This window comes from Shewanella sp. UCD-FRSSP16_17, from assembly GCF_001675935.1.
GTDB classification, from domain to species: Bacteria; Pseudomonadota; Gammaproteobacteria; order Enterobacterales; family Shewanellaceae; genus Shewanella; species Shewanella japonica.
The window spans coordinates 1-24,204 of the sequence record NZ_LZFV01000007.1; the positions used below are offsets into that span (position 1 = coordinate 1).

The 24,204-nt window shown below is 42.7% G+C and carries 39 protein-coding genes, 1 rRNA gene and 1 pseudogene; 6 read left to right on the forward strand and 35 right to left on the reverse strand.

The features are described from left to right. The 5 genes from A9267_RS21890 to A9267_RS08665 form a co-directional block, all read right to left on the reverse strand. Nucleotides 1–198: ribosomal RNA gene (locus A9267_RS21890) — 16S ribosomal RNA — on the reverse strand; the annotation flags it as partial. Nucleotides 199–761: 563 nt separating this feature from the next. Continuing rightward, nucleotides 762–1,316 carry a TlpA disulfide reductase family protein gene (locus tag A9267_RS08650; protein WP_055026526.1) on the reverse strand — a complete coding sequence of 185 codons (555 nt, stop codon included), beginning with the start codon at nucleotides 1,314–1,316 and terminating at the stop codon, nucleotides 762–764. Continuing rightward, a complete protein-coding gene (gene nrfF, locus A9267_RS08655) occupies nucleotides 1,313–1,804 on the reverse strand; it encodes a heme lyase NrfEFG subunit NrfF (RefSeq protein WP_065108930.1) in 492 nt (163 codons plus the stop codon). Before nrfF ends, A9267_RS08650 begins: the two co-directional genes overlap by 4 nt. 2 nt (nucleotides 1,805–1,806) lie before the next feature. Next, nucleotides 1,807–2,358 carry a DsbE family thiol:disulfide interchange protein gene (locus A9267_RS08660; protein WP_055026524.1) on the reverse strand — a complete coding sequence of 184 codons (552 nt, stop codon included), beginning with the start codon at nucleotides 2,356–2,358 and terminating at the stop codon, nucleotides 1,807–1,809. 15 nt (nucleotides 2,359–2,373) lie between these two features. After that, nucleotides 2,374–4,350 (reverse strand): heme lyase CcmF/NrfE family subunit, encoded by a 1,977-nt coding sequence (locus A9267_RS08665; RefSeq protein WP_065108931.1) that lies wholly within the window; start codon nucleotides 4,348–4,350, stop codon nucleotides 2,374–2,376. 429 nt (nucleotides 4,351–4,779) lie between these two features. Between A9267_RS08665 and ccmI the strand changes: the two genes are divergently transcribed. Next, nucleotides 4,780–6,039 (forward strand): c-type cytochrome biogenesis protein CcmI, encoded by a 1,260-nt coding sequence (gene ccmI / locus A9267_RS08670; protein WP_065108932.1) that lies wholly within the window; start codon nucleotides 4,780–4,782, stop codon nucleotides 6,037–6,039. Nucleotides 6,040–6,122: 83 nt separating this feature from the next. Here ccmI and A9267_RS08675 read toward each other — a convergent pair whose 3' ends face one another. After that, nucleotides 6,123–6,416 carry a c-type cytochrome gene (locus A9267_RS08675; protein WP_055026522.1) on the reverse strand — a complete coding sequence of 98 codons (294 nt, stop codon included), beginning with the start codon at nucleotides 6,414–6,416 and terminating at the stop codon, nucleotides 6,123–6,125. Between the two features lie 322 nt (nucleotides 6,417–6,738). Between A9267_RS08675 and ccmA the strand changes: the two genes are divergently transcribed. From ccmA to ccmE, 5 genes are read left to right on the forward strand one after another with little or no spacing between them, the layout of a single operon-like run. After that, nucleotides 6,739–7,389 (forward strand): cytochrome c biogenesis heme-transporting ATPase CcmA, encoded by a 651-nt coding sequence (gene ccmA, locus A9267_RS08680; protein WP_055026521.1) that lies wholly within the window; start codon nucleotides 6,739–6,741, stop codon nucleotides 7,387–7,389. A gap of 9 nt (nucleotides 7,390–7,398) precedes the next feature. Continuing rightward, nucleotides 7,399–8,085 (forward strand): heme exporter protein CcmB, encoded by a 687-nt coding sequence (ccmB, locus tag A9267_RS08685; RefSeq protein WP_055026520.1) that lies wholly within the window; start codon nucleotides 7,399–7,401, stop codon nucleotides 8,083–8,085. A gap of 1 nt (nucleotide 8,086) precedes the next feature. Next, nucleotides 8,087–8,833 carry a heme ABC transporter permease gene (locus A9267_RS08690; RefSeq protein WP_055026519.1) on the forward strand — a complete coding sequence of 249 codons (747 nt, stop codon included), beginning with the start codon at nucleotides 8,087–8,089 and terminating at the stop codon, nucleotides 8,831–8,833. Then, nucleotides 8,833–9,030 (forward strand): heme exporter protein CcmD, encoded by a 198-nt coding sequence (gene ccmD, locus A9267_RS08695; protein WP_055026527.1) that lies wholly within the window; start codon nucleotides 8,833–8,835, stop codon nucleotides 9,028–9,030. Before A9267_RS08690 ends, ccmD begins: the two co-directional genes overlap by 1 nt. Beyond that, nucleotides 9,030–9,527: a cytochrome c maturation protein CcmE gene (ccmE, locus tag A9267_RS08700; protein ID WP_055026518.1), complete on the forward strand. Its 498-nt coding sequence runs from the start codon at nucleotides 9,030–9,032 to the stop codon at nucleotides 9,525–9,527. Before ccmD ends, ccmE begins: the two co-directional genes overlap by 1 nt. Nucleotides 9,528–9,821: 294 nt before the next feature. On the opposite strand, the gene rplQ is transcribed toward ccmE, so the two are convergent. From rplQ to tuf, 29 genes and pseudogenes are all read right to left on the reverse strand, one after another. Next, nucleotides 9,822–10,217 (reverse strand): 50S ribosomal protein L17, encoded by a 396-nt coding sequence (gene rplQ / locus A9267_RS08705; RefSeq protein WP_055026486.1) that lies wholly within the window; start codon nucleotides 10,215–10,217, stop codon nucleotides 9,822–9,824. Between the two features lie 42 nt (nucleotides 10,218–10,259). After that, on the reverse strand, nucleotides 10,260–11,249 hold the full coding sequence (locus A9267_RS08710; RefSeq protein WP_055026487.1) for a DNA-directed RNA polymerase subunit alpha: 990 nt from the start codon (nucleotides 11,247–11,249) through the stop codon (nucleotides 10,260–10,262). A gap of 24 nt (nucleotides 11,250–11,273) precedes the next feature. After that, a complete protein-coding gene (rpsD, locus tag A9267_RS08715) occupies nucleotides 11,274–11,894 on the reverse strand; it encodes a 30S ribosomal protein S4 (protein WP_055026488.1) in 621 nt (206 codons plus the stop codon). 32 nt (nucleotides 11,895–11,926) lie between these two features. Continuing rightward, nucleotides 11,927–12,319 (reverse strand): 30S ribosomal protein S11, encoded by a 393-nt coding sequence (rpsK, locus tag A9267_RS08720; RefSeq protein WP_011635661.1) that lies wholly within the window; start codon nucleotides 12,317–12,319, stop codon nucleotides 11,927–11,929. A 17-nt stretch (nucleotides 12,320–12,336) separates the two neighbouring features. Continuing rightward, the gene (gene rpsM / locus A9267_RS08725) at nucleotides 12,337–12,693 is read right to left on the reverse strand and encodes a 30S ribosomal protein S13 (protein WP_055026489.1); all 357 of its coding nucleotides are present in this window, start codon (nucleotides 12,691–12,693) and stop codon (nucleotides 12,337–12,339) included. Between the two features lie 119 nt (nucleotides 12,694–12,812). Next, the gene (gene rpmJ, locus A9267_RS21500) at nucleotides 12,813–12,926 is read right to left on the reverse strand and encodes a 50S ribosomal protein L36 (protein WP_006083579.1); all 114 of its coding nucleotides are present in this window, start codon (nucleotides 12,924–12,926) and stop codon (nucleotides 12,813–12,815) included. Between the two features lie 21 nt (nucleotides 12,927–12,947). Further along, nucleotides 12,948–14,288 (reverse strand): preprotein translocase subunit SecY, encoded by a 1,341-nt coding sequence (secY, locus tag A9267_RS08730; protein WP_055026490.1) that lies wholly within the window; start codon nucleotides 14,286–14,288, stop codon nucleotides 12,948–12,950. 7 nt (nucleotides 14,289–14,295) lie between these two features. Further along, nucleotides 14,296–14,730, reverse strand: coding sequence for a 50S ribosomal protein L15 (gene rplO / locus A9267_RS08735; protein ID WP_055026491.1), 435 nt, complete (start codon nucleotides 14,728–14,730; stop codon nucleotides 14,296–14,298). Nucleotides 14,731–14,732: 2 nt separating this feature from the next. After that, complete coding sequence (gene rpmD, locus A9267_RS08740; protein WP_055026492.1) at nucleotides 14,733–14,915, reverse strand: 50S ribosomal protein L30; 183 nt, start codon at nucleotides 14,913–14,915, stop codon at nucleotides 14,733–14,735. 6 nt (nucleotides 14,916–14,921) lie between these two features. Further along, nucleotides 14,922–15,425 (reverse strand): 30S ribosomal protein S5, encoded by a 504-nt coding sequence (rpsE, locus tag A9267_RS08745; protein ID WP_055026493.1) that lies wholly within the window; start codon nucleotides 15,423–15,425, stop codon nucleotides 14,922–14,924. A 12-nt stretch (nucleotides 15,426–15,437) separates the two neighbouring features. Then, nucleotides 15,438–15,788, reverse strand: a complete 351-nt coding sequence (gene rplR, locus A9267_RS08750; protein ID WP_055026494.1) for a 50S ribosomal protein L18 — start codon at nucleotides 15,786–15,788, stop codon at nucleotides 15,438–15,440. Nucleotides 15,789–15,798: 10 nt separating this feature from the next. Beyond that, nucleotides 15,799–16,332, reverse strand: a complete 534-nt coding sequence (gene rplF, locus A9267_RS08755; RefSeq protein WP_055026495.1) for a 50S ribosomal protein L6 — start codon at nucleotides 16,330–16,332, stop codon at nucleotides 15,799–15,801. Nucleotides 16,333–16,342: 10 nt separating this feature from the next. Further along, nucleotides 16,343–16,735: a 30S ribosomal protein S8 gene (rpsH, locus tag A9267_RS08760; RefSeq protein WP_055026496.1), complete on the reverse strand. Its 393-nt coding sequence runs from the start codon at nucleotides 16,733–16,735 to the stop codon at nucleotides 16,343–16,345. A 24-nt stretch (nucleotides 16,736–16,759) separates the two neighbouring features. After that, a complete protein-coding gene (rpsN, locus tag A9267_RS08765; RefSeq protein WP_055026497.1) occupies nucleotides 16,760–17,065 on the reverse strand; it encodes a 30S ribosomal protein S14 in 306 nt (101 codons plus the stop codon). Between the two features lie 10 nt (nucleotides 17,066–17,075). After that, nucleotides 17,076–17,615 carry a 50S ribosomal protein L5 gene (gene rplE / locus A9267_RS08770; RefSeq protein ID WP_055026498.1) on the reverse strand — a complete coding sequence of 180 codons (540 nt, stop codon included), beginning with the start codon at nucleotides 17,613–17,615 and terminating at the stop codon, nucleotides 17,076–17,078. A gap of 12 nt (nucleotides 17,616–17,627) precedes the next feature. After that, nucleotides 17,628–17,942, reverse strand: a complete 315-nt coding sequence (gene rplX / locus A9267_RS08775) for a 50S ribosomal protein L24 (RefSeq protein ID WP_055026499.1) — start codon at nucleotides 17,940–17,942, stop codon at nucleotides 17,628–17,630. A gap of 11 nt (nucleotides 17,943–17,953) precedes the next feature. Next, nucleotides 17,954–18,322, reverse strand: coding sequence for a 50S ribosomal protein L14 (gene rplN, locus A9267_RS08780; protein WP_055026500.1), 369 nt, complete (start codon nucleotides 18,320–18,322; stop codon nucleotides 17,954–17,956). Nucleotides 18,323–18,539: 217 nt separating this feature from the next. Continuing rightward, on the reverse strand, nucleotides 18,540–18,788 hold the full coding sequence (rpsQ, locus tag A9267_RS08785; protein WP_055026501.1) for a 30S ribosomal protein S17: 249 nt from the start codon (nucleotides 18,786–18,788) through the stop codon (nucleotides 18,540–18,542). Further along, nucleotides 18,788–18,979: a 50S ribosomal protein L29 gene (gene rpmC, locus A9267_RS08790; RefSeq protein WP_006083592.1), complete on the reverse strand. Its 192-nt coding sequence runs from the start codon at nucleotides 18,977–18,979 to the stop codon at nucleotides 18,788–18,790. The genes rpsQ and rpmC overlap by 1 nt, the downstream gene beginning before the upstream one ends. Then, nucleotides 18,979–19,389 carry a 50S ribosomal protein L16 gene (gene rplP / locus A9267_RS08795; RefSeq protein ID WP_055026502.1) on the reverse strand — a complete coding sequence of 137 codons (411 nt, stop codon included), beginning with the start codon at nucleotides 19,387–19,389 and terminating at the stop codon, nucleotides 18,979–18,981. Before rplP ends, rpmC begins: the two co-directional genes overlap by 1 nt. Before the next feature lie 11 nt (nucleotides 19,390–19,400). Beyond that, nucleotides 19,401–20,090, reverse strand: a complete 690-nt coding sequence (gene rpsC, locus A9267_RS08800; RefSeq protein ID WP_055026503.1) for a 30S ribosomal protein S3 — start codon at nucleotides 20,088–20,090, stop codon at nucleotides 19,401–19,403. 12 nt (nucleotides 20,091–20,102) lie between these two features. Continuing rightward, entirely contained in the window at nucleotides 20,103–20,435 is a 333-nt protein-coding gene (gene rplV / locus A9267_RS08805; RefSeq protein ID WP_055026504.1) for a 50S ribosomal protein L22, read from the reverse strand. 15 nt (nucleotides 20,436–20,450) lie between these two features. Next, nucleotides 20,451–20,729, reverse strand: coding sequence for a 30S ribosomal protein S19 (gene rpsS, locus A9267_RS08810; protein WP_006083596.1), 279 nt, complete (start codon nucleotides 20,727–20,729; stop codon nucleotides 20,451–20,453). A gap of 15 nt (nucleotides 20,730–20,744) precedes the next feature. Further along, nucleotides 20,745–21,569: a 50S ribosomal protein L2 gene (gene rplB / locus A9267_RS08815; RefSeq protein ID WP_055026505.1), complete on the reverse strand. Its 825-nt coding sequence runs from the start codon at nucleotides 21,567–21,569 to the stop codon at nucleotides 20,745–20,747. Between the two features lie 16 nt (nucleotides 21,570–21,585). Further along, a complete protein-coding gene (gene rplW / locus A9267_RS08820; protein WP_055026506.1) occupies nucleotides 21,586–21,888 on the reverse strand; it encodes a 50S ribosomal protein L23 in 303 nt (100 codons plus the stop codon). After that, complete coding sequence (gene rplD / locus A9267_RS08825) at nucleotides 21,885–22,490, reverse strand: 50S ribosomal protein L4 (protein WP_055026507.1); 606 nt, start codon at nucleotides 22,488–22,490, stop codon at nucleotides 21,885–21,887. The genes rplW and rplD overlap by 4 nt, the downstream gene beginning before the upstream one ends. A 16-nt stretch (nucleotides 22,491–22,506) precedes the next feature. Next, nucleotides 22,507–23,145 carry a 50S ribosomal protein L3 gene (rplC, locus tag A9267_RS08830; protein WP_055026508.1) on the reverse strand — a complete coding sequence of 213 codons (639 nt, stop codon included), beginning with the start codon at nucleotides 23,143–23,145 and terminating at the stop codon, nucleotides 22,507–22,509. A gap of 27 nt (nucleotides 23,146–23,172) precedes the next feature. Further along, a complete protein-coding gene (gene rpsJ / locus A9267_RS08835; protein WP_055026509.1) occupies nucleotides 23,173–23,484 on the reverse strand; it encodes a 30S ribosomal protein S10 in 312 nt (103 codons plus the stop codon). Between the two features lie 331 nt (nucleotides 23,485–23,815). Then, nucleotides 23,816–24,204: pseudogene (gene tuf, locus A9267_RS08840) on the reverse strand (elongation factor Tu); the annotation flags it as partial.

Below are 24,204 nucleotides of genomic sequence, written 5' to 3' on the forward strand. Positions count from 1 at the left end.
TCCTCCCCCGTAGGGCGTATGCGGTATTAGCAGTCGTTTCCAACTGTTATCCCCCTCGACTGGGCAGATCCCTAGGCATTACTCACCCGTCCGCCGCTCGTCAGCAAAGTAGCAAGCTACTTTCTGTTACCGCTCGACTTGCATGTGTTAGGCCTGCCGCCAGCGTTCAATCTGAGCCATGATCAAACTCTTCAATTAAAGTTTTTTGAGACTAAGTCTCGGCTCAATGAATTCTGATTACATTATGCAGACTCGGAAGAATCTACATCCTGTTTGTTACATATTGCTATGAACACTCATCACTTACGTGATTCAGAAAATATTGATAATAATTTTGATTGCTGCATTCTTTACGATAAAGAGTGAGCAATTTCGATTAACTCAACACCTGTGAGTGTCCACACAGATTTACTTGTTTGATTGTTAAAGAGCGTTGACCGTGTTGGTCAGGGATGCGTATTCTACACTTCCCGTTGTCAGCGTCAAGTGTTTTTTCAAACTTCTTTTCGCCGTTGATTTAAGGTGATTAAAACCGCTTCAAATCAAGCTGACTCAGTGTTGGCTAGTGCCTGTTGCCGTGTCAGTGGATGCGCATTATAGGGAGATTATGAAACCGTGCAAGGGCTTTTTGTAATAAAAACGCAAAAAAAAGATCGCTTGATGAGTTTTTCATCAAAAGCGATCTTTTTTAATCAATCCTGCGTAATTTTGCTTAATTTAAACGCAATACTTAGCTTTGTAGTTTGTCTTCTATATATGTATTACTGAAACTGCTCTAAAAAAGCGATAGCGTTTTTATCATCCCAATCAACATAAGTTCTAACGTAAGCGACAAGCTCTCCTTCTTTATTCAAGATAAAGGTCGCTGGTATTGTGTCTAATGGAAACACTTCACGTAGGTTTTGTCTTGGATCGTAATAAGAGTTAAACGACGCTAGACCAATTGACTCTAAGAATGGACTAACTTGTTTTGTACCTTCAGCATCGATAGAGATTGGCATAAGGACAAATTCATCTTTACTTAGGCTTTGCTCTAATCGGTCTAGTGCTGGTAGCTCTCTTACACAAGGTGGGCACCACGTCGCCCACATGTTGACGATAACGACTTTACCTTTATGCGCTTCAAAATCGACTTCTTTACCTTCTGCATCACTAAAACCTATGTGTGCAATTGGAAAAGGATTCTCAAGTACATTGATTTTATCTAGAGTTGAATTACTAACATGCTGTTGTTGCTTTTCCATTCCAGGATAAGCATTAACAATACCCGTTACGACTAATGCACTTAACACGAGTGCTTTAATCACGGCTTTCATGATTTTTCACCTTCACTTGGTTTGCTTTTTAGCAGCGCCTCGAGTTCTTCTCTTTCTGCTTCAGACATTTCCGGAGCAGCTGTTGATTTACCACGCTGTTTACGAACCACAACCAATGCAACATAAAGTGCGATCAGCATTAATACAAATGGCCCAAGCCATAAAATATAGGTCTTTGGATCTAATCTTGGCTTATATAGTACAAAGTCACCATAACGGCTTGTCATGAAATCAACGATTTCAGCATCACTTTTACCTTCATCTACCATTGTGTAGACTTCAAGTCTTAAGTCCTGAGCAACAGGAGAGTTAGAATCAATTAAGTTTTGATTCTGACACTGTGGACAACGCAATTCATGCGCTAAGCTTAATGCTCGCTTTTGATTATCCGTAGACTTAAATTCATAAGTATCTACTGGAGTTGCCATAACATTGAAAGCCAAAACTAAACTTGTCACAAACCCAGCAAGTATTTTTAATGTTTTCATTCCTATACTCCGTCTTGCTTAGCTTCAGCTTGTAATTGTTGAATCATTGGGTAAAGCGTTTCACTCCAAACATTGCGATCAATCGGACCTGCATAGCGAAAACGGATAATACCGTTATGATCAACAATAAAACTTTCTGGTGCGCCATATACGCCAAGGTCTAAACCTAAACGGCCATCTTTATCAAAAATGTTAATCGCATAAGGATCACCTTCACGGCTTAATTCTCTGATAGCTGGTCCACGCTCGTCACGATAGTTAATACCATAAATCGGTAAAATATCCTGACGGGCTAGCATCATTAAATATGGGTGTTCATATTTACAAGCTGGGCACCACGTTGCCCATACATTGATTAATGACACTTCACCTTTTAAATCCGCTTCCGTTAGTATTTCACCTGGCGTCTCGAGACGTTCAAGTTGGAAAGCCGGTACCGGCTTTCCTTCTAGTGCTGAATCCAGCTTTTGCGGATTTAAGAATAACCCTTGATATAGAAAAACTCCCATCCCCAAAAACAATACCAATGGTATAAACAGCACCAACTTTTTCATATTTTCTCCGATATATTAAGCAGTCGCTAATTTTGCTTGTTCTGCATCATCTTTAGCAGTTTTGGTTTCTTTTACACGGTAGCGTTTATCTGACGCTGCGAGGAAACCACCTACCATCATAAAGATTGAACCAAACCAAATCCAACGCACAAATGGTTTATAGTTAAGACGTACAGCAAATTGAGTCATACTTAATGGGTCGCCCATCGTGACATATAAATCACGGAATAAGCCCCAATCAATACCTGCTTCAGTCATATCCATTGTACGTACATTATATTGACGGCGATCTGGTCGCAATAATGTGACAAACTTGTCATCTTGATAAACTTCTATCTGACCTTGTTGCGCAGTGTAGTTTGGACCAACCACATTTTTAGTTTCAATGTAGTTAAAGGTGTAACCGGCTAACTCTTCACTGATACCAGGACCCATACGAACACTTTTCTCAATTGAGTAGTTAGATACCATAGTGGCACCCACAATTGAAACAGCAATACCTAAATGAGCAATGATCATACCCATTTCGCTACGGCCCATCTTGTTAATGGTAAATTTGCCGTTTTTATCAGTCAGTAAGTTATAAGCTGCTCTGAAGGTTGCCAATGCTACCCATGTCGCAGCACCAATACCAAATACAACCCAAAGGTTTAATTCGTTACCTGCGATAAACGGTGTTGCAAGGCCTACCACTGCAGCAACGATTGCTGGGATAAGTAACTGACGCTTAATTTCACCCGCTTTAGATTTCTTCCAGCGAATGATTGGACCAATACCCATAAAGCCAAATAGCACTAGTACGATAGGCACGAATACTGAGTTGAAGTATGGAGGTCCTACAGAAATCTTACCCATACCTAATGCATCAATTAGCAGTGGGTATAGTGTTCCAAGTAACACGGTACCAGCTGCAACAGTCAGTAGCACGTTACACACTAATAAGAAGGTTTCTTTAGACTTTAATTCAAATCGAGCTGGGCTACTCATTTCACTTGCTCGCAATGCGAATAAGGTTAAGGAGCCGCCAATCGCCAATCCGAGTAATAGTAAGATAAACATACCACGGCTAGGATCTGCTGCGAATGAATGTACTGAGGTCAATACACCAGAACGTACGATAAAGGTACCAAGTAAGCTTAACGAGAAAGCAAAGATAGAAAGTAATACTGTCCAGTTACGGAAGGCACCACGTYTTTCAGTCACGATAAGTGAATGAACAAGTGCGGTACCAATCAACCAAGGCATAAATGATGCATTTTCAACTGGATCCCAGAACCACCATCCGCCCCAGCCTAGCTCGTAATATGCCCACCAAGAACCAAGAGAGATACCGCCTGTTAAGAATACCCAAGCTGCTAATGTCCAAGGACGTGACCAACGAGCCCATGCAGAATCTAAACGTCCACTCATTAAGGCAGCAATAGCAAAAGCAAAGCTAACAGCAAAACCAACATAACCCAGATAAAGCATTGGAGGATGGAAAATAAGACCCACATCTTGCAACATTGGGTTTAAGTCGCGACCTTCCATTGGAATTGGGAAAATACGTTCGAATGGACTAGATGTTAGAATCATAAATAATGTGAAACCAACAATCACCATTGCAAGTACTGAAAGCACCCGAGCGATGAATACTTCTTCCATGCCTTTACTAAAGGTAGCAACTGCAGCAGCCCAAACCGTTAGTGAAAATACCCAGAAAAGTAATGAACCTTCATGGCCACCCCAAACTGCCGCTATTTTAAAGAAAATAGGAAGTTGTGAGTTGGAGTGATGTGCAACGTATGCCACAGAGAAATCATCAACAGCAAAACTATAGCCTAAGCTGATGACCGAAAGAGTGATAAAAAAGAACATACCGTAACAAATAGGCCAAGCATATCTTACGAGATACTGGTCCTTACGGGCTGCACCAAATAACGGCACGGTCATTAAAAGAATGGCGAAAGCCAAACCGATAATGAGCGAGAAGTGTCCAAGTTCTGGGATCATGGGTATTCCTCAATTTTAAAAAAGTTGCCTTAACCATATAAAAGGTTAAACCAACGCATATCTAACATAATGCTTTAAAACAGTGATATTAACATTAGCTAATACGAATTTTGTGTATATTTTAGTAGTTGCTGTTGTTTATGTCTGCCACTTTCATGCAAAACTGGGTGACTTGTCTCATTCTCAAAAAAATGGAGAGTAAAAACACCTAGTTATCAACTGTTCAGCATATGACAGAAAAAGTTCACTTTAGTTTCGTAAGTTTTTTTATTGCTTAATAATCTGTGAACCAGTGCCCAACTATGACGATTCTGGCTCGGTTATATCGTATATTACTGTTCAATGAATCATCTTTACGTATAATCTAGCTCAAGTAAGGCGGCAAATCCGCCCTGTTTTTTCAGCAACCTAAAAGTGAATATTGAAACAATGACCACATTTTGGATATTTATTACTCTTGTCGTAGTAATCAGTTTAATGCTGATTTGGGTACCACATTTTCGTCAGCAAAAAATGTTATCTGCTGAAGAATCAGGCGTGCGTAAGCAAACAAACTTAGAGCTATTTAATGAACGTGCAAGCGTTCTGGAAAAAGAACTCGAAGAAGGCTTACTTGATCAAGCAGAGTTCGATGCACTAAAAAAAGAACTCGAAATTGGCCTTCTACAAGATATGAAGCAAGAAGGCGATGATTCGCTTGATACGAAAATAAAAGCGAAAGGGATCTTATGGCCATCAGTGATGACTATTTGTCTTTTAGCTATTTCTGGATATTTCTATCAACAGCTTGGTGCATATAAAGAGATAGCTAATCCACCACAAGCTGAAGCAAGCCCGCACCAAGGTATGACGAACGAGCAAATCATGGCTCAACGCGTACAGATGATGGAGCAACAAGTTCAAGCAGATCCTGAAAATAGCCAAGCTTGGTTCAGTTTAGGTCATGCATATATTTCAGCTAATCAGTTTGATCATGCTATTGCATCATTTGATAAAGTAATGGAATTAGTTGGTACAGCTGCAGAGTTGCTTGGCCCTAAAGCAACAGCAATGTACTACAAAAATGGCCAACAAATGAATCCTCAGATCCAAGCGCTAGTAGATGAATCATTGGCGTTAGATCCACAGGATCCATCAACATTACTGCTTGTCGGTATGGATTCATTCTTTACAGCTGACTACCAAGCGGCGATTACAGCTTGGCAAACTATCTTAGATAGTGGACGTAGCGATATTGACCGCACAGCAGTAATGAATGCAATTGAATCAGCTAAAATGAGAATTTCTGCTGAAACAGGCGTTATGCCAAATGACAGTAACCATAATCCAATGTCACAAGGGACTTCAGCTAAGACTGTCGATGTAGAGATTGTTATTTCGCCAGAGCTAGCTGATAAAGTCAGTTCAACTGACATGGTGTTTATCTTTGCTCGTTCAACTCAAGGTCCTAAAGTACCACTTGCAGCAACCAAAATTAGCGCAAACAGCCTACCTACTACGGTCACATTAGATGATACAACGTCTATGGGTGGTGATGTTAAGTTAAGCAATGCAGAAAATGTCGAAATCATTGCAGTCTTATCTAAACACGGTAGCGTTAAAGCTCAAACTGGTGACTTAAAAGGTATTGTAGCTTCTGTAGAAGTCGGTAAAGAAGCGACTCTAACTTTAGATACTGTTGTACAGTAAATTAGTAATCTACTGAATGCGTACTAATTTGTACGCATAAAAAAAACCGGCTATAGGCCGGTTTTTTTTGAGTCTGCTAAATATTACTTAGACATAAACTCAATTGCTTTTTGGTAATCTTCATCTGTACAGTCAGTACACATACCACCTGGTGGCATAGCGCCTTTACCCGTTTTAACAGTACCTACTAATGCATCCATACCAGTAGCTAAACGAGGCTCCCAAGCAGCGGCATCGTGTGCTTTTGGTGCACCAGCAACTCCCATGCTGTGACATACTTGACACGCTTTGTTATAAACAGCTTCGCCATCTTGAGCGAAAACGTTCGAAGACAAAGTCAATGCAGCAACTGCAGTCATTGCTAATAATTTTTTCATGTTCATCGTTCCTAAATGCAAATAAATTCAAAGCTCAATGCCACCTTTCAAGCAGGCAGACTTATTAAATCGTCATCAGATTACTACAAACTTCAATAAAACTCACCTTTTTGTGATAAGAATCTCACCTTCTCATTCAAAATAAGACAATAAACCGATATACAGTAATATATTAGAGAATCATGAAAAAGTTCACATAAGATGTATTTTATTGGAACCACTTCAAATACCTAGCACATAGATGACTTGAATGCTAAACCCTTAATTGTGTTTATGTTAATATTCATTGTGTATTCATCCTCAACTCATTAACGAGGGCTAAGTGACAGACAGCAATCAACAGAAATCGTTAGTCAGGGCAAACGAATTAACTTGTATTCGTGAAGACCGCATTCTCTTTGATCAATTAAGTTTTGAAATTAATGCTGGTGACATTGTCCAAATCGAAGGTCCAAATGGTGCAGGTAAAACCAGTTTACTTCGTATAATTGCCGGATTGTCCCGACCTTACGCTGGCGAAATACAATACATTGATACCGACATTAACCAATGCCGTGACGAATTTAATGAAGACTTACTTTACCTTGGCCATTTAGCAGGTGTTAAAAGTGAGTTAACAGCAGATGAAAACCTTAACTTCAATTTAAGGTTAAGCGGGTATGATGACTTTGATAGTTATGATTTACTCGCAAAAGTTAATCTAGGCGGCTTCGAAGAGGCACTCGCTGGACATTTATCAGCAGGCCAACACAGAAGGACTGCACTAGCACGCCTTTGGCACACTAATTGTCGTATTTGGATTTTAGATGAACCATTTACAGCAATTGATAAAAAAGGTGTGGAAGAGTTGGAACAATTGTTTATCGAACATACTCAAAGAGGTGGCTGCGTAATCATGACCACTCACCAAGACATGAGTCTGATAACCGATGATGTCCTTCGCAAGATCAAATTAGACTATCGTTTCGTATAAGGTACAACAATGAAAAGAGGCATCAGTTACACTCAAGCATTCCTGACATTGTTGCAACGGGATTTAAAAATTGCGGTCAGGCATCGTGGCGATATTTTCAATCCGCTATTATTTTTCGTTTTAGTTGTCACCTTATTCCCATTAGGGATAGGTCCAGAACCTCAGGTTCTTTCTAGAGTTGCACCTGGCATTATCTGGGTTGCAGCGCTACTGGCTTCGATGTTATCACTAGAACGATTATTTAAAGCAGATTTTAATGACGGTAGTTTAGAGCAAATGCTGTTAAGTCCACAGCCTTTGCCTATATTAGTATTATCAAAAGTATTGGCTCACTGGATTTTAACTGGTGTACCATTGATTTTGGTAGCACCATTATTAGCAGTATTGTTGCATTTAGAAAGCAATAGTTATACTGCACTGATACTCACCTTAACAGTGGGAACCCCAGTGCTTTCGCTTCTAGGAGCTATCGGTGTTGCATTAACCGTAGGTTTGAGAAAAGGCGGTGTATTACTTAGCTTGCTAATTTTACCGCTTTATATACCCGTTTTAATCTTTGCAACTAGTGCTATAGATGCAGCAGGATTAAATTTACCTTATACCGGACAACTTGCCATTATTGGTGCAATGTTGGTCGGATCATTAATTATGGCACCATTTGCTATTGGTGCATCATTACGAGTGAGTACAAACTGATATGTGGAAATGGCTTCATTCTTACGCTGATCCAGAGCGTGCATACAAATTAGCAGGAACACTATTACCTTGGTTTGCTTTTTCAGCCATATTGCTGATCAGTGTTGGTACTATTTGGGGCATGTTGTTTGCGCCAATGGATTACCAACAAGGTGAAAGTTTCCGAATTATCTATATCCATGTACCAGCTGCTTCAATGTCAATGGCTGCATACATGGCTATGGCATCAGCTTCATTCGTTGGCATTGTATGGCAAATTAAGACTGCTGACTGGGTTGCTGCTTCAATTGCACCAATTGGTGCAGTCATTACCTTCATCGCATTATTAACGGGTGCATCATGGGGTAAACCTATGTGGGGCACTTGGTGGGTATGGGATGCGCGCTTAACTTCAGAATTAGTTCTACTATTCTTATATCTAGGTGTCATTTCACTATATGCATCTTTTGAAGATAAAGTACTAGCAGCTCGCGCAGCTGGTATTCTAGCAATTGTCGGCGTCATTAATATTCCAATTATTAAGTACTCGGTTGATTGGTGGAGTAGCTTACATCAGCCTGCAACGATTAAAATTACCGAAAAATCAGCAATGCCGATGGAAATGCTTGCACCACTGCTAATCAATATCTTTGGTTTCGGTCTAATGATTGGTGCAATAACATTAGTGCGCTACAAAGCTGAAATTTTAGCTAGAAATGGTATGCGCCCTTGGGTAAGAGAATTAGCTAAAGCGGAGGCATCGAAATGATACAATTCGAATCTTTCTCAGAATTTTTAAACATGGGCGGCTATGCTTTTTATGTATGGCTGTCATACGGTGTTACGTTCGGCAGTTTAGGAATCTTATTATTCTTAAGCCTTCGCCAAAAAAAGAAAGTCTTACTGGAAATCGCTAAAAAGATGGAAAGAGAAGACCGCCTAAAAGAAACTAGGAGTAGTAGATAGTGAACTCAAGACGTAAAAAAAGACTCACACTTGCCGTTGCATTGATTGCTGGTGTTGCCGGTATTGCTTCATTGCTATTATATGCACTTAACTCAAACTTGAATTTATTCTTCACTCCATATGAAATCGTCAATGGTAAGAAGGATACAGGTGAGAAACCGGAAATCGGCCAACGCATTCGAGTTGGTGGCATGGTAACGGAAGGAACCATGGTTCGTGACCCAAATAGCTTACATGTAGAGTTTGAAATTCATGATGCTTTTGGTGGTGCAATTACTGTCACTTTTGATGACCTATTGCCTGACTTATTCCGTGAAGGACAAGGTATCGTTGCACAAGGTGTGTTGATTAGCGAAGACACTATTGAAGCTACAGAAGTGCTCGCTAAGCATGATGAAAACTATATGCCGCCAGAAGTCGCTGAAGCAATGGGTAAGACCCATGAAAAGCTAGACTATTCAGAACAGAAGCAGACCGAAGGTTATAAATACCAATAATCTCGTTTGAATAATAAAATGCCAATCTCATGATTGGCATTTTTTTGGCTTAAATTTGGTACTCGATTAGTTTACTTGCACATATAGGTTCATAACTGAGACGACTGATTATTAGAACTATCCAAGCTTTGAACCAGTRAGCCAGTGAGCCAGTGAGCCAGTGCTAGCAAAGCAGCTTGATTAATGTATGCAAGGAATTAATGTGTGAAATTGATAAAATATCAAATGAAAGTTTGAATTTTAGATATAAAAAAACCGAGCCTAAGCTCGGTTTTTTAAGTGAGTAATTAATAATTACTCAGCAGCTTCAACTTCAACAGCTTCAGCAGCTTCAGGACGACCTACTAATTCGATGAAAGCCATTGGAGCTTTATCACCGGTACGTAGACCGCACTTTAGAATACGAGTGTAACCACCAGGACGTTCCTGGAAGCGTGGACCCAATTCTGTGAATAACTTACCTACAACTTCAGCGTCGCGGGTACGAGCAAAAGCTAAACGGCGATTTGCAACGCTGTCTACTTTAGCTAGTGTTATCAGAGGCTCAACTACGCGGCGCAGTTCTTTCGCTTTAGCTACAGTCGTCTTGATGATCTCATGACGAACTAATGAGCTAGCCATGTTACGAAACATAGCTTGGCGATGACTGCTGTTGCGGTTTAGTTGACGACCACTCTTACGATGGCGCATGACCTAATCCTTATAATCTTTAATCTTGTACTAACCTGGGACTTATAGGTCGTCTGCTAAACTAGCTGGAGGCCAGTTTTCTAGACGCATACCTAAAGATAGTCCGCGAGACGCTAATACATCCTTAATTTCAGTAAGAGATTTCTTACCTAAATTAGGAGTCTTGAGCAACTCAACTTCAGTGCGCTGTACGAGATCTCCGATGTAATGAATCGCTTCAGCCTTCAAACAGTTGGCTGAACGTACAGTTAGCTCTAAATCGTCGACAGGACGCAACAGAATCGGATCAAATTCCGGTTTCTCTTCGACAACGGCTGTTTCGGTAACATCACGTAATTCAACAAACGCATCTAACTGTTCAGCTAGAATTGTTGCAGAACGACGAATGGCTTCCTCAGGATCGATAGTACCATTAGTGGTCATATCAATAACGAGTTTATCCAAATCAGTACGTTGTTCAACACGTGCTGCTTCTACATTGTAAGCAATGCGAGCAACAGGTGAGAATGAAGCATCAACCAACAAACGACCGATTGGGCGATCATCGTCTTCAGTTTGTGCACGAGCCGAAGCTGGTACATAACCACGACCACGCTCAACGCGGATACGCATGCTGATATCATTGTTACCAGTCAAATGACAGATAACATGATCAGGATTCATGATGGTTACATCGCCATCATGAGTGATATCTGCTGCAGTAACAGGGCCTGTGCCTGACTTACTTAACGTAAGTAAAGCTTCATCTTTACCCTCGATGTTTACTGCTAGACCTTTAAGGTTAAGCAATATCTCTAGGATATCTTCTTGAACGCCTTCCTTACTGCTGTATTCATGCAATACACCGTCGATTTCGACTTCTGTAACTGCACAGCCAGGCATAGACGACAATAAGATTCGACGCAACGCGTTGCCTAATGTGTGACCAAAACCACGTTCTAGTGGCTCTAGCGTAACCTTGGCACGAGTTGGGTTAACCTGCTCTATGTCAACGAGACGCGGTTTAAGAAATTCTGTAACAGAACCCTGCATTGTGTCCTCTCTTGTTTGTTAGCCTTACTTAGAGTAAAGCTCGACGATCAGCTGTTCGTTAATATCCGCAGACAAGTCGCTACGTTCTGGTAGACGCTTGAAAGCACCTTCCATTTTAGCGCTGTCGACTTCTACCCATGTAGGCTTTTCGCGTTGACCAGCCACTTCTAAAGACGCTTTGATACGTGCTTGAGTGCGTGACTTTTCACGGATGCTTACAACATCATTCGCAGACACTTTGAATGACGGAATGTTAACAACACGACCGTTAACCACGATTGATTTGTGGCTTACTAATTGACGTGATTCTGCACGAGTCGCACCAAAACCCATACGATAAACAACGTTATCTAAACGAGTTTCTAAAAGACCAAGTAGGTTTTCACCAGTGTTGCCTTTTAGACGTGCGGCTTCTTTGTAGTAGTTACGGAATTGCTTTTCTAGCACACCGTACATACGACGAACTTTTTGTTTCTCGCGTAGCTGTAAACCGTACTCTGATAAACGTGGCTTACGAGCGCCATGTTGACCAGGTGCAGCTTCAAGCTTACACTTCGAATCGATTGCTCTCACACCGCTTTTTAGGAAAAGGTCTGTACCTTCTCTGCGGCTGAGCTTGAGCTTAGGACCCAAGTATCTTGCCATGATCTTTCTCCAACTATCCTATATACGCAGTGTTATACACGACGCTTTTTAGGTGGGCGACAGCCATTATGAGGGATAGGTGTCACATCGGTAATGTTGGTAATTTTGTAACCAACAGCATTCAGCGCACGGATGGCTGATTCACGACCTGGACCTGGACCCTTTACGAAAACTTCAAGGTTTTTAACACCGTAGTCTTGAGCAGCAATACCTGCACGCTCAGCAGCAACCTGCGCAGCGAATGGTGTAGATTTACGTGAACCACGGAAACCTGAACCACCTGAGGTAGCCCATGACAACGCATTACCTTGACGATCTGTAATGGTGACAATTGTGTTGTTGAAAGATGCATGGATATGAGCCATACCATCTGCAACCTGTTTACGTACGCGCTTACGCGGAGAACGTGACGGAACTTTAGCCATTTTGGTTTACCTTCCCGTTACTTTCTAATTGGTTTACGTGGACCTTTACGCGTACGCGCATTGGTCTTAGTACGTTGCCCACGAAGAGGCAGGCTACGACGATGGCGGAGACCACGATAACAACCAAGATCCATAAGACGCTTGATGTTCATTGAAATCTCACGACGTAAGTCACCCTCTACTGAGTATTTGGCAACTTCTTCGCGTAGAATATCTATTTGAGCTTCGCTCAATTCCTTGATCTTAGCATCTTCAGCGATTGAAGTAGCTGCGCAGATTGCTCTAGCGCGTGTACGTCCAATACCAAAGATAGCAGTCAATGCGATGACTGTATGCTTTTGATCAGGAATGTTAATGCCAGCGATACGGGCCACTATGCACTCCTTAAATGTTAAAGGCCAACTGCGAAAAGCCCGAAAGGATACTCGACAGTCGACAAATTTGCAAACATTATTTGCTCAGCTCAATATTGAGCTGAGCAAATATCTTTTTTTTAGCCTTGACGCTGTTTGTGTTTTGGTTCAACACAAATCACACGTACAACGCCACTACGCTTGACGATCTTGCAATTACGGCAGATCTTCTTCACGGAAGCTCGAACTTTCATTTCATCACTCCGTTAAAGCAACTAGCGTCCAAAGCGATCTAAATTCGCTTTGTTTACTAAGTTAGCTTTCTTCATCACAGACTCATATTGATGTGACATCATATGGGTCTGAACCTGAGCCATGAAGTCCATGATTACGACTACAATAATTAGTAGTGAAGTACCGCCAAAATAGAACTGTACTTTCCACGCAATTAACATGAACTCCGGAATTAAGCAGATAAAGGTAATGTAAATAGCGCCTGCTAATGTCAAGCGGGTCATTACTTTATCAATGTAACGCGAAGTCTGTTCTCCAGGACGAATCCCAGGAATGAACGCACCACTCTTCTTCAAGTTATCAGCTGTCTCACGCGGGTTAAACACCAACGCAGTATAGAAGAAACAGAAGAAAACGATAGCTGTTGCATACAATAATGAATACAGCGGTTGTCCTGGTGACACAGCTAAAGCGAAATCGCTTAACCATGACATAGACTCATTTTGTCCAAACCACTGAGCCAGTGTGCCTGGAAACAAAATTATGCTGGATGCAAAAATTGGTGGAATCACACCCGCCATATTAACTTTAAGTGGTAAATGTGTACTTTGCGCAGCAAACACCTTACGGCCTTGTTGACGCTTTGCGTAGTTAACGACGATACGACGTTGACCACGTTCTACAAATACTACCAAATAAGTTACAGCAAATACGATTACCGCTAATAACAACAGTACCAGTACATTCAAATCACCTTGACGAGCTTGTTCAGCCGTTTGGCCGATAGCAGAAGGTAATCCAGCAACAATACCTGCGAAAATTAATATCGAGATACCATTACCAATACCACGCTCGGTAATTTGTTCACCTAGCCACATTAGGAACATCGTTCCTGTAACTAAGCTGACAACTGCTACAAAGTAAAAACCAAATCCTACATTGGCAACTAGGCCAGGTACTAGGCTTGGTAAACCTGTCGCGATACCGATTGATTGGAGTGTACCCAACACAAGCGTTCCGTATCTTGTGTATTGACTAATTTTCTTTCTTCCTGACTCGCCTTCTTTTTTCAATTCAGCAAGGGCAGGATGAACTACAGTCAATAACTGCATGATAATCGATGCCGAAATATACGGCATGATACCAAGAGCAAAGATAGAAGCACGCTCTAAAGCACCACCCGAGAACATGTTAAACATGCCTAGGATGGTATCTTTTTGTTGAGCAAACAACTCTGCTAACACAGCTGCGTCAATACCAGGAATTGGCACAAACGAACCGGCTCTAAAGACGATAATCGCACCAATCACGAACAGGAGACGAGTTTTCAATTCTGATAAACCGCCTTTCGCGCTTTTTAAATCAAGTCCTGGTTTTGCCATCGACGTATTATTCCTCGATCTTACCGCCGGCAGCTTCAATAGCTGCACGAGCACCTTTGGTTACCTTCAGACCTTTTACGGTCACTGGGCGTTCAATGGTACCTGAAAGAACGATTTTCGCAAACTGTATGTTGCGAGTAATTACGTTCGCATCTTTCAGAGCGTTCAGGTCGATAACATCACCGTTAACTTTTGCTAGTTCGAGTAAACGAACTTCAGCTGAAACCAAAGCTTTGCGCGAGGTAAAACCGAATTTAGGTAAACGGATTTTAAGTGGCATTTGACCACCTTCAAAACCGATACGCACACCGCCGCCAGAACGAGACTTTTGTCCCTTGTGACCACGACCTGCAGTTTTACCTAAACCAGAACCAATACCACGACCTACACGCTTAGGAGCAGATTTAGAACCTGCTGCTGGAGATAGAGTATTTAAACGCATTATTAATCCTCCACCTTAACCATGTAGTAAACTTTATTAACCATACCGCGAACTGAAGGAGTATCTTCAAGTTCAACAGTGTGGCCAATACGTCTTAGGCCTAGACCTAATAAACAGGCACGGTGCTTTGGCAAACGACCAATGGCACTCTTTGTCTGTGTTACTTTAAACGTTTTAGTAGCCATGGTGCATTAACCTCGAATTTCATCAACATTCAGGCCACGCTTAGCTGCAATTTGTGATGGTGACTTCATGTGCACCAACGCATCTACAGTTGCGCGAACGATGTTGATCGGGTTAGTAGAACCGTATGCTTTAGACAGTACGTTATGAACGCCTGCAACTTCCAATACGGCACGCATTGCGCCACCGGCGATAATACCGGTACCTTCCGATGCTGGTTGCATGTAAACACGCGAACCAGTGTGGCGACCTTTAACTGGGTGATGCAAAGTACCACCATTCAGTTCTACGGTTACCATGTTACGGCGGGCTTTTTCCATTGCTTTTTGAATAGCAGCTGGAACTTCGCGCGCTTTACCATAGCCATAGCCAATCTTACCATTACCATCACCTACCACTGTTAGTGCGGTGAAGCTAAAGATACGACCACCTTTAACTACTTTAGAAACACGATTAACTGCAATTAATTTCTCTTGCAAATCGTCTTTCTGCTGAGCTTCTAATTTAGCCATTTTTATAACCCCTTAGAATTTCAGGCCAGCTTCACGAGCTGCGTCAGCTAGTGCTGCTACGCGTCCGTGATACTTGAAACCAGAACGGTCGAATGCAACTGTTGTTACACCTTTTTCGATCGCACGCTCAGCAACAGTTTTACCTACTGCTTTAGCCGCGTCTACGTTACCGGTACTCTTTAGTAGTTCTTTAACCGCTTTCTCAACGGTTGAAGCAACTGCCACCACCTGAGCTTCAGGATTAATAACCTGAGCATAAATGTGACGCGGTGTACGATGTACAACCAGACGGTTCACGCCCAGCTCTTGGATCTTCTTACGAGCGCGAGTAGCGCGGCGTAAGCGAGATGTTTTCTTATCCATATCGCGTTACCTACTTCTTCTTAGCCTCTTTACGGCGTACTTGTTCGTCTGCATAGCGAACACCTTTACCTTTATAAGGCTCTGGTGGACGGTATCCACGAATCTCAGCAGCGACCTGACCAACTAACTGCTTATCAACACCCGAAAGTACGATATCAGTTTGGCTAGGACACTCTGCAGTAACACCTGCGGGCAGTTTGTGAACCAATGGATGTGAGAAACCTAAAGTAAGGTCAAGGTCTTTACCAGCAACTTTTGCACGGTAACCAACACCAATTAACTTTAATTTCTTAACAAATCCTTCAGAAACACCAACAACCATGTTATTTACTAGTGCACGAGCTGTACCTGCTTGAGCCCAAGCGTTAGCAACGCCTTCAACTGGACCAAACGTTAATACGCCGTTTTCTAGAACAACACTTACCGCATTGTTGATTACTCGAGTCAAACTACCTTTAGCACCTTTTACGGTAATAGTTTGTTCGTTTAAGGTCACCTCTACGCCGGCAGGAATAGACACTGGTGCTTTTGCTACACGTGACATACCTAGCTCCTTACGCTACGTAGCAGATAACCTCACCACCCATGCCATTTAGGCGGGCAGCACGATCGGTCATCAAGCCTTTAGAAGTGGACACAATTGCGACACCCAGACCGCCCATCACCTTAGGAAGTTCGTTTTTACCTTTGTAAATACGAAGACCTGGGCGAGATACGCGCTGGATAGTCTCAACGACTGGTTTGCCTTGGAAATACTTTAAAGTGATTTCTAATTCAGGCTTGGCTTCTTCTGCTACGGCGTAGTCAGTAATATAACCTTCGTCTTTAAGTAATTTCGCAATTGCTACTTTTAACTTAGCTGAAGGCATCGTTACCGATACTTTGTTAGCAGCTTGGCCGTTACGAATACGTGTTAACATATCCGCAATAGGATCTTGCATGCTCATATTAGCTTACTCCGTGACAAGTGCTTACCAGCTGGCCTTACGCAGACCAGGAACTTCACCACGCATAGTTGCTTCACGTAGTTTAATACGGCTAAGGCCGAATTTACGTAGAACACCATGTGGGCGACCAGTTTGATTACAACGGTTACGCTGACGCGACGCGCTAGAATCACGAGGTAGAGCTTGTAACTTAAGTACAGCATCCCAACGATCTTCTTCAGAAGTATCAGGAGCGCTGATTAAAGCCTTAAGTGCTAAACGCTTTTCAGCATATTTAGCTACGAGCTGTGCACGCTTTGCTTCACGTGCTTTCATAGATGATTTTGCCATTATGCTACCCTTATTTCTTGAATGGGAAGTTAAATGCGTCTAACAAAGCACGACCTTCTTCATCATTCTTCGCAGTAGTAGTGATAACAATATCCATACCACGAATCTTATCGATTTTATCATAATCGATTTCTGGGAAGATGATTTGCTCACGCACACCCATTGCGTAGTTACCACGACCGTCAAACGCTTTTGCGCTTAGGCCACGGAAGTCACGAATACGTGGGATTGCAATGTCAACTAAACGCTCTAAAAATTCCCACATACGCTCACCGCGTAGGGTAACTTTACAGCCAATAGGGTAGCCTTCACGGATTTTAAAACCAGCAACTGATTTACGTGCAACAGTTACAACTGGTTTTTGACCAGCGATTGCAGTCATGTCACGAAGCGCATGCTCCATAACTTTTTTGTCTGCAACTGCTTCGCCTACACCCATGTTAAGGGTGATTTTTTCAATCCGAGGGACTTGCATGACACTGGTATAGCCGAACTTTTTAGAAAGTTCTGCAATAACAGTCTCTTGATATTTATCATGCAGTTTCGCCATCGTTTACTCCGTTTACTTAATGAGTTCACTATTCGATTTAAAGAAACGGACTTTTTTGCCGTCTTCGAATCGGAAACCAACACGATCTGCCTTGCCTGTGGCTTGGTTAAAGATCGCTACGTTTGATGCTTGTATCGGTGCTTCTTTCTCGATAACGCCGCCAGTTACGCCCAATTGTGGGTTTGGCTTTTGGTGTTTTTTAACAAGATTGATGCCTTCAACAATCAACTTACCAGTAGGTAGGACTTGAGAAACTTTTGCGCGTTTACCCTTGTCTTTACCTGCTAGTACAATTACTTCGTCTTCACGACGGATTTTAGCTGCCATTTTGAAGCTCCTTACAGTACTTCTGGTGCCAGAGAGACGATTTTCATAAACTGCTCGGTACGCAATTCACGTGTCACTGGTCCAAAAATACGAGTACCAATCGGTGCAAGGTTTGCGTTAAGCAAAACTGCTGCATTCCGATCGAAGCGAATGACAGAACCATCTGGACGACGTACGCCTTTCTTAGTACGGACTACCACCGCGTTATATACATCACCTTTCTTCGCTTTAGCGCGAGGAATTGCTTCTTTTACAGAAACCTTGATGACGTCGCCGATACCGGCATAACGACGATGAGAGCCACCCAAGACCTTAATACACTGAACTCTACGAGCGCCACTGTTACACGCGACGTCTAGAGTCGATTGCATTTGGATCATTTTAAGTGCTCCGCTATCGTTACTACACAAATCCCAACATTGGGATCATCATTTCGACCATTTTATAAACTATCTTGTAAATTAATTAGGTAAACCTAACTGACAACAATTTAGTCAAAAATGGCGCGCAAGTATAACACCAATATTTTGGATTGCATAGCAGAAAAAAACAAACGGCCCCAATCTTTGGAGCCGTTTACTATAACCTAATGAAAAATTAGGCCTTTGTTACTACTTCAACTAGTGTCCAAGACTTAGTCTTAGAAAGAGGACGACACTGACTAATAGTCACTACGTCACCTTCATTACACTGATTTGTTTCGTCATGTGCATGGATCTTAGTTGTACGCTTAATGTACTTCCCATAAATAGGATGTTTCACTTGGCGTGCAATAGCAACAGTAATAGACTTGTCCATTTTGTTGCTAAGTACTCGACCTTGCAAAGTACGGATTTTATCAGACATTACGCACCTGCCTTAGAAGTAATAATGGTCTTAACACGTGCAATGTTACGACGCACTAATTTCAATTGATTCGTTTGAGTCAACTGACCAGTAGCGTGTTGCATACGCAGGTTAAACTGCTCACGCAGCAGACCAAGTAGTTCAGCGTTAAGTTCTTCAACGCTCTTTTCTCTTAGTTCGCTCGCTTTCATTACATCACCGTCTTAGTTACGAAGGTAGTCTTAATAGGAAGCTTGGCAGATGCTAAAGCAAACGCTTCACGCGCTAACTCTTCAGATACACCATTCATCTCATAAAGAACCTTACCAGGTTGAATCTGACATACCCAGTATTCAACGTTACCTTTACCTTTACCCATACGCACTTCAAGAGGCTTAGAGGTAATTGGCTTGTCAGGGAAAACTCGAATCCAAATTTGTCCTTGACGTTTAATGTGACGTGTCATGGCACGACGTGCAGATTCGATTTGACGTGCAGTTAAACGGCCACGGCCGACTGCTTTCAAACCGAAAGTACCAAAGCTAACTTCAGTACCGTTCGCTAGACCACGGTTGCGGCCTTTGAACATCTTGCGAAACTTCATACGTTTAGGTTGCAGCATTAAAGTTTCTCCTATTTACCACGAGGCTTGCGCTTAGGCTGCTGCTTCGGCTCTTCTAATGCTGGGATGATACCGTCTAGAACTTCGCCTTTGAAGATCCAAACTTTAACACCAATCACACCGTATTGAGTGTGACTTTCAGAAGTAGAATAGTCGATATCAGCACGTAAGGTATGTAGAGGTACACGACCTTCACGATACCATTCAGAACGTGCGATTTCAGCACCGCCTAGACGGCCGCTCACTTCAACTTTGATACCTTGAGCACCAATGCGCATTGCGTTTTGAACTGCACGCTTCATAGCGCGACGGAACATAACGCGACGCTCTAATTGCTGTGCAATACTGTCAGCAACAAGCTTTGCGTCTAACTCAGGCTTGCGGATCTCAGCGATGTTGATTTGAGCAGTAGTGCCTGTAATTTTAGATACATATGCACGTAATACTTCAACGTCTTCACCTTTCTTACCAATCACAACACCTGGACGGGCAGTGTGAATAGTAACGCGGATGCTCTTCGCAGGACGCTCGATAACGATTTTAGATACTGATGCAGCCTTCAATTTCTCAGTGAGATATTGACGAACTTCCCAGTCGCTGTGCAGGTTATTTGCATAATCTGCTTTATCGGCGTACCAAGTAGAGATCCAAGGCTTTGTGATACCCAGACGGATACCATTAGGATGTACTTTCTGTCCCATTGCTCTCTTCTCCTAGCGATCTGATACAACCACAGTAATGTGGCTGGTACGCTTCATGATACGATCAGCGCGGCCTTTGGCACGAGGCATGATGCGCTTCATTGTTGGTGCTTCGTCAACGAAGACTTTACCAACTTTAAGCTCATCGATATCTGCACCTTCGTTGTGTTCGGCGTTTGCGATAGCTGAGTCTAGTACTTTTTTAACCAGTACGGCGGCTTTCTTAGGGCTGAAGGTCAAAATCTCAAGTGCCTTAGAAACAGGCAATCCTCGAATTTGATCAGCAACTAGACGGGCCTTCTGCGCAGACGTACGGGCGTAACGATGTTTAGCTAAAACTTCCATCTTATGTCTCCCGTATTAACGCTTCTTCGCTTTCTTATCTGCAGCATGGCCGCGATAAGTGCGAGTTGGTGAAAATTCACCAAGCTTATGACCGATCATTTCGTCAGTTACGAACACAGGTACGTGCTGACGACCATTATGGACAGCGATGGTCAACCCAATCATATTTGGGATGATCATTGAGCGACGAGACCAAGTCTTAATTGGCTTTTTGTCTCCCGCTTCCATCGCTTTCTCTACCTTCTTCAGCAAGTGTAGGTCAATGAAAGGACCTTTCTTGAGAGAACGTGGCATGGGCGAATCCTCTTACTATTTATTACGACGACGTACAATGTACTTGTCGGTGAGCTTATTACTACGAGTTTTATAACCCTTAGTTGGCACACCCCATGGACTCACTGGGTGACGTCCACCAGAAGTACGGCCTTCACCACCACCATGTGGATGGTCAACCGGGTTCATTGCAACACCACGAACTGTAGGGCGTACGCCTCTCCAGCGTTTAGCACCTGCTTTACCTAACTGGCGAAGCATGTGCTCAGCGTTACCAACTTCACCGAATGTTGCACGACAATCAACTGGTACTTTACGCATTTCGCCAGAGCGAAGACGTAGAGTTGCATATTGGTTATCACGAGCAACAACTTGAACATAAGCACCAGCTGAACGCGCGATTTGAGCACCTTTACCAGGCTTCATTTCTACTGCGTGCACAACACTACCCACTGGGATGTTGCGAAGCGGCATTGCGTTACCAGTTTTGATGTCTGCATCCAAACCAGATTGGATTGCGTCACCAGCTTGCATACCTTTAGCAGCAAGGATGTAACGACGCTCACCGTCTGCGTATAGTACTAACGCGATGTTAGCTGTACGGTTCGGATCATACTCAAGACGTTCGATTTTTGCAGGGATACCGTCTTTATTGCGTTTGAAGTCAATAATACGGTAATGCTGCTTGTGTCCACCACCTACGTGACGAACAGTGATACGACCAGTATTGTTACGGCCACCACTTTTAGATTTCTTAGCCAACAGGCCTGCAAAAGGTTTCCCTTTATGCAAGTCGCTGTTCACCACTTTAACAACGTGGCGACGACCTGGAGAGGTTGGCTTACACTTAATAACTGCCATGATAATTCTCCTTTGCTTACTCAGCGCCGCCAACGAAATCGATGTCAGCACCAGCAGCTAAAGTTACATAGGCTTTTTTCCAATCGCTACGACGACCAACACGGCCACCAGTGCGCTTAGTTTTACCTTTGTTTACCAAAGTGCGGACACTATCAACTTCAACTTCAAAAAGCTTCGCTACAGCAGCTTTAATCTCTGCTTTAGTCGCATCGATTGCTACGCGGAAAACTACAGTGTTGTTTTTCTCAGCAAGCACAGTGCTCTTTTCAGAGATATGTGGAGCAAGAATAACTTTTAGCAAACGTTCTTCGGTGATCATGCTAGCATCTCCTCGATTTGCTTCACTGCATCAGCAGTAACAAGAACAGTGTTAAACGCGATTAGACTAACTGGGTCAAGACCCGCTACGTCACGTACGTCAACCTTGTATAAGTTGCGTGCTGCTAAGAATAAATTCTCATCAACATCTGCAGTAACAATTAGAACGTCTTCTAAGTTCATTTCTTTTAGTTTAGCTTTCAGCTCTTTAGTTTTAGGAGCTTCAACACCAAAAGATTCAACAACGACTAAACGCTCTTGACGTACCAATTCAGAAAGAATGCTTTTTAAAGCACCACGGTACATCTTTTTGTTAACTTTTTGGCTGTGATCTTGAGTTTTAGCAGCGAATGTTACGCCACCGCCACGCCAGATCGGGCCTTTAACACTACCGGCACGAGCACGGCCAGTGCCTTTCTGGCGCCAAGGCTTTTTGCCTGAGCCAGTTACTTCCGCACGAGTCTGTTGAGCACGAGTGCCCTGACGCGCGTTTGCAGCGTAAGCTACAACTACCTGATGAACCAATGCCTCGTTAAAGTCACGGCCGAAGGTAGTTTCGGAAACTTCAAGAGCGCTTTGCGCGTCTTTCAATACCAATTCCATTACTATCTCCTCAGACCTATGCTTTAACGGCTGGCTTGATAATCAAGTCACCATTGGTAGCGCCAGGAACAGCACCTTTTACCAATAACAAGTTACGCTCTGCATCTACACGTACAACGTCTAGATTTTGAGTAGTGACTTGCTCGGCACCCATGTGGCCAGACATTTTCTTACCTTTGAAAACGCGACCAGGTGTCTGGTTTTGACCGATAGAACCATTAGATCTATGAGCCAAAGAGTTACCATGTGTCATATCTTGAGCGTGGAAGTTCCAGCGTTTAATACCGCCTTGGAAGCCCTTACCTTTAGATTGACCAGTAACATCAACTTTCGCTGTATCAGCAAAGATATCAACGTTAAGTTCAGCACCTACTTCAATGCCTTCACACTCACCATCTGCCAAACGCAATTCCCATAAGCCACGACCAGCTTCTACGCCGCTCTTAGCAAAATGACCTGCTTCTGGTTTGGTGATGCGATTGGCTTTTTTGGTACCAGTAGTTACTTGAAGAGCACGGTATCCGTCAGTTTCTAAAGTTTTCACTTGAGTAACACGGTTACCAGCAATTTCAATTACTGTTACAGGGATTGAAGCGCCATCTTCTGTGAAGATGCGAGTCATACCCACTTTACGACCAATAAGACCGATAGCCATCTTTCAAACCTCTTCTAAGGATCTCAATTAACCTAAGCTAATTTGAACGTCGACACCAGCGGCAAGATCTAAACGCATTAATGCGTCTACAGTCTTTTCAGTTGGCTCTACGATGTCAACTAAGCGCTTGTGAGTACGAATTTCGTATTGGTCACGAGCGTCTTTGTTGACGTGCGGAGAAGTCAAAATGGTATAACGTTCTTTACGCGTAGGAAGTGGAATAGGACCACGAACCTGTGCGCCTGTACGCTTAGCAGTTTCAACGATTTCCGCTGTTGATTGATCGATCAGACGATGATCAAATCCTTTCAAGCGGATACGGATTCTTTGGTTCTGCATTGACCAGAGCTCCTAAAATGCACACATAAAAAATCACCCTCTAGCTTCTTCCCATTGGAAAAGCAGAGCGAGATGATTTAACCGTAGACTCCCAATCGGAGTCAATTATGAAAATGAATAACCCTTATGGTTAAACATTATATTACACTGTCTAGGACAGCGAAGGGGAATTATACAGATATCAGATGAGAGATCAACCCCTTCGAACAAAAACTCTTCAATCTAGTTAGTTTGTTCAAGGCGGTGGATTTTACACAGTTCAATTTAAAAAGCAATAGAAACAAAAAAGGAAGCCGAAGCTTCCTTTTTAATGTGTTAACTAACTTCGCTATTAAGCAACGATTTTAGCTACAACACCAGCACCAACTGTACGACCACCTTCACGGATAGCGAAACGTAAACCGTCGTCCATCGCGATTGGGTAAATTAGAGTAACAACCATCTTGATGTTGTCACCTGGCATTACCATTTCAACGCCTTCTGGAAGCTCGATAGTACCAGTTACGTCAGTTGTACGGAAGTAGAACTGTGGACGGTAGCCTTTGAAGAATGGAGTGTGACGTCCGCCTTCTTCTTTGCTTAACACGTATACTTCTGATTCGAATGTAGTGTGAGGAGTGATTGTACCTGGCTTAGCAAGTACTTGACCACGTTCAACTTCATCACGCTTAGTACCACGTAATAAAACACCACAGTTCTCACCTGCACGACCTTCGTCAA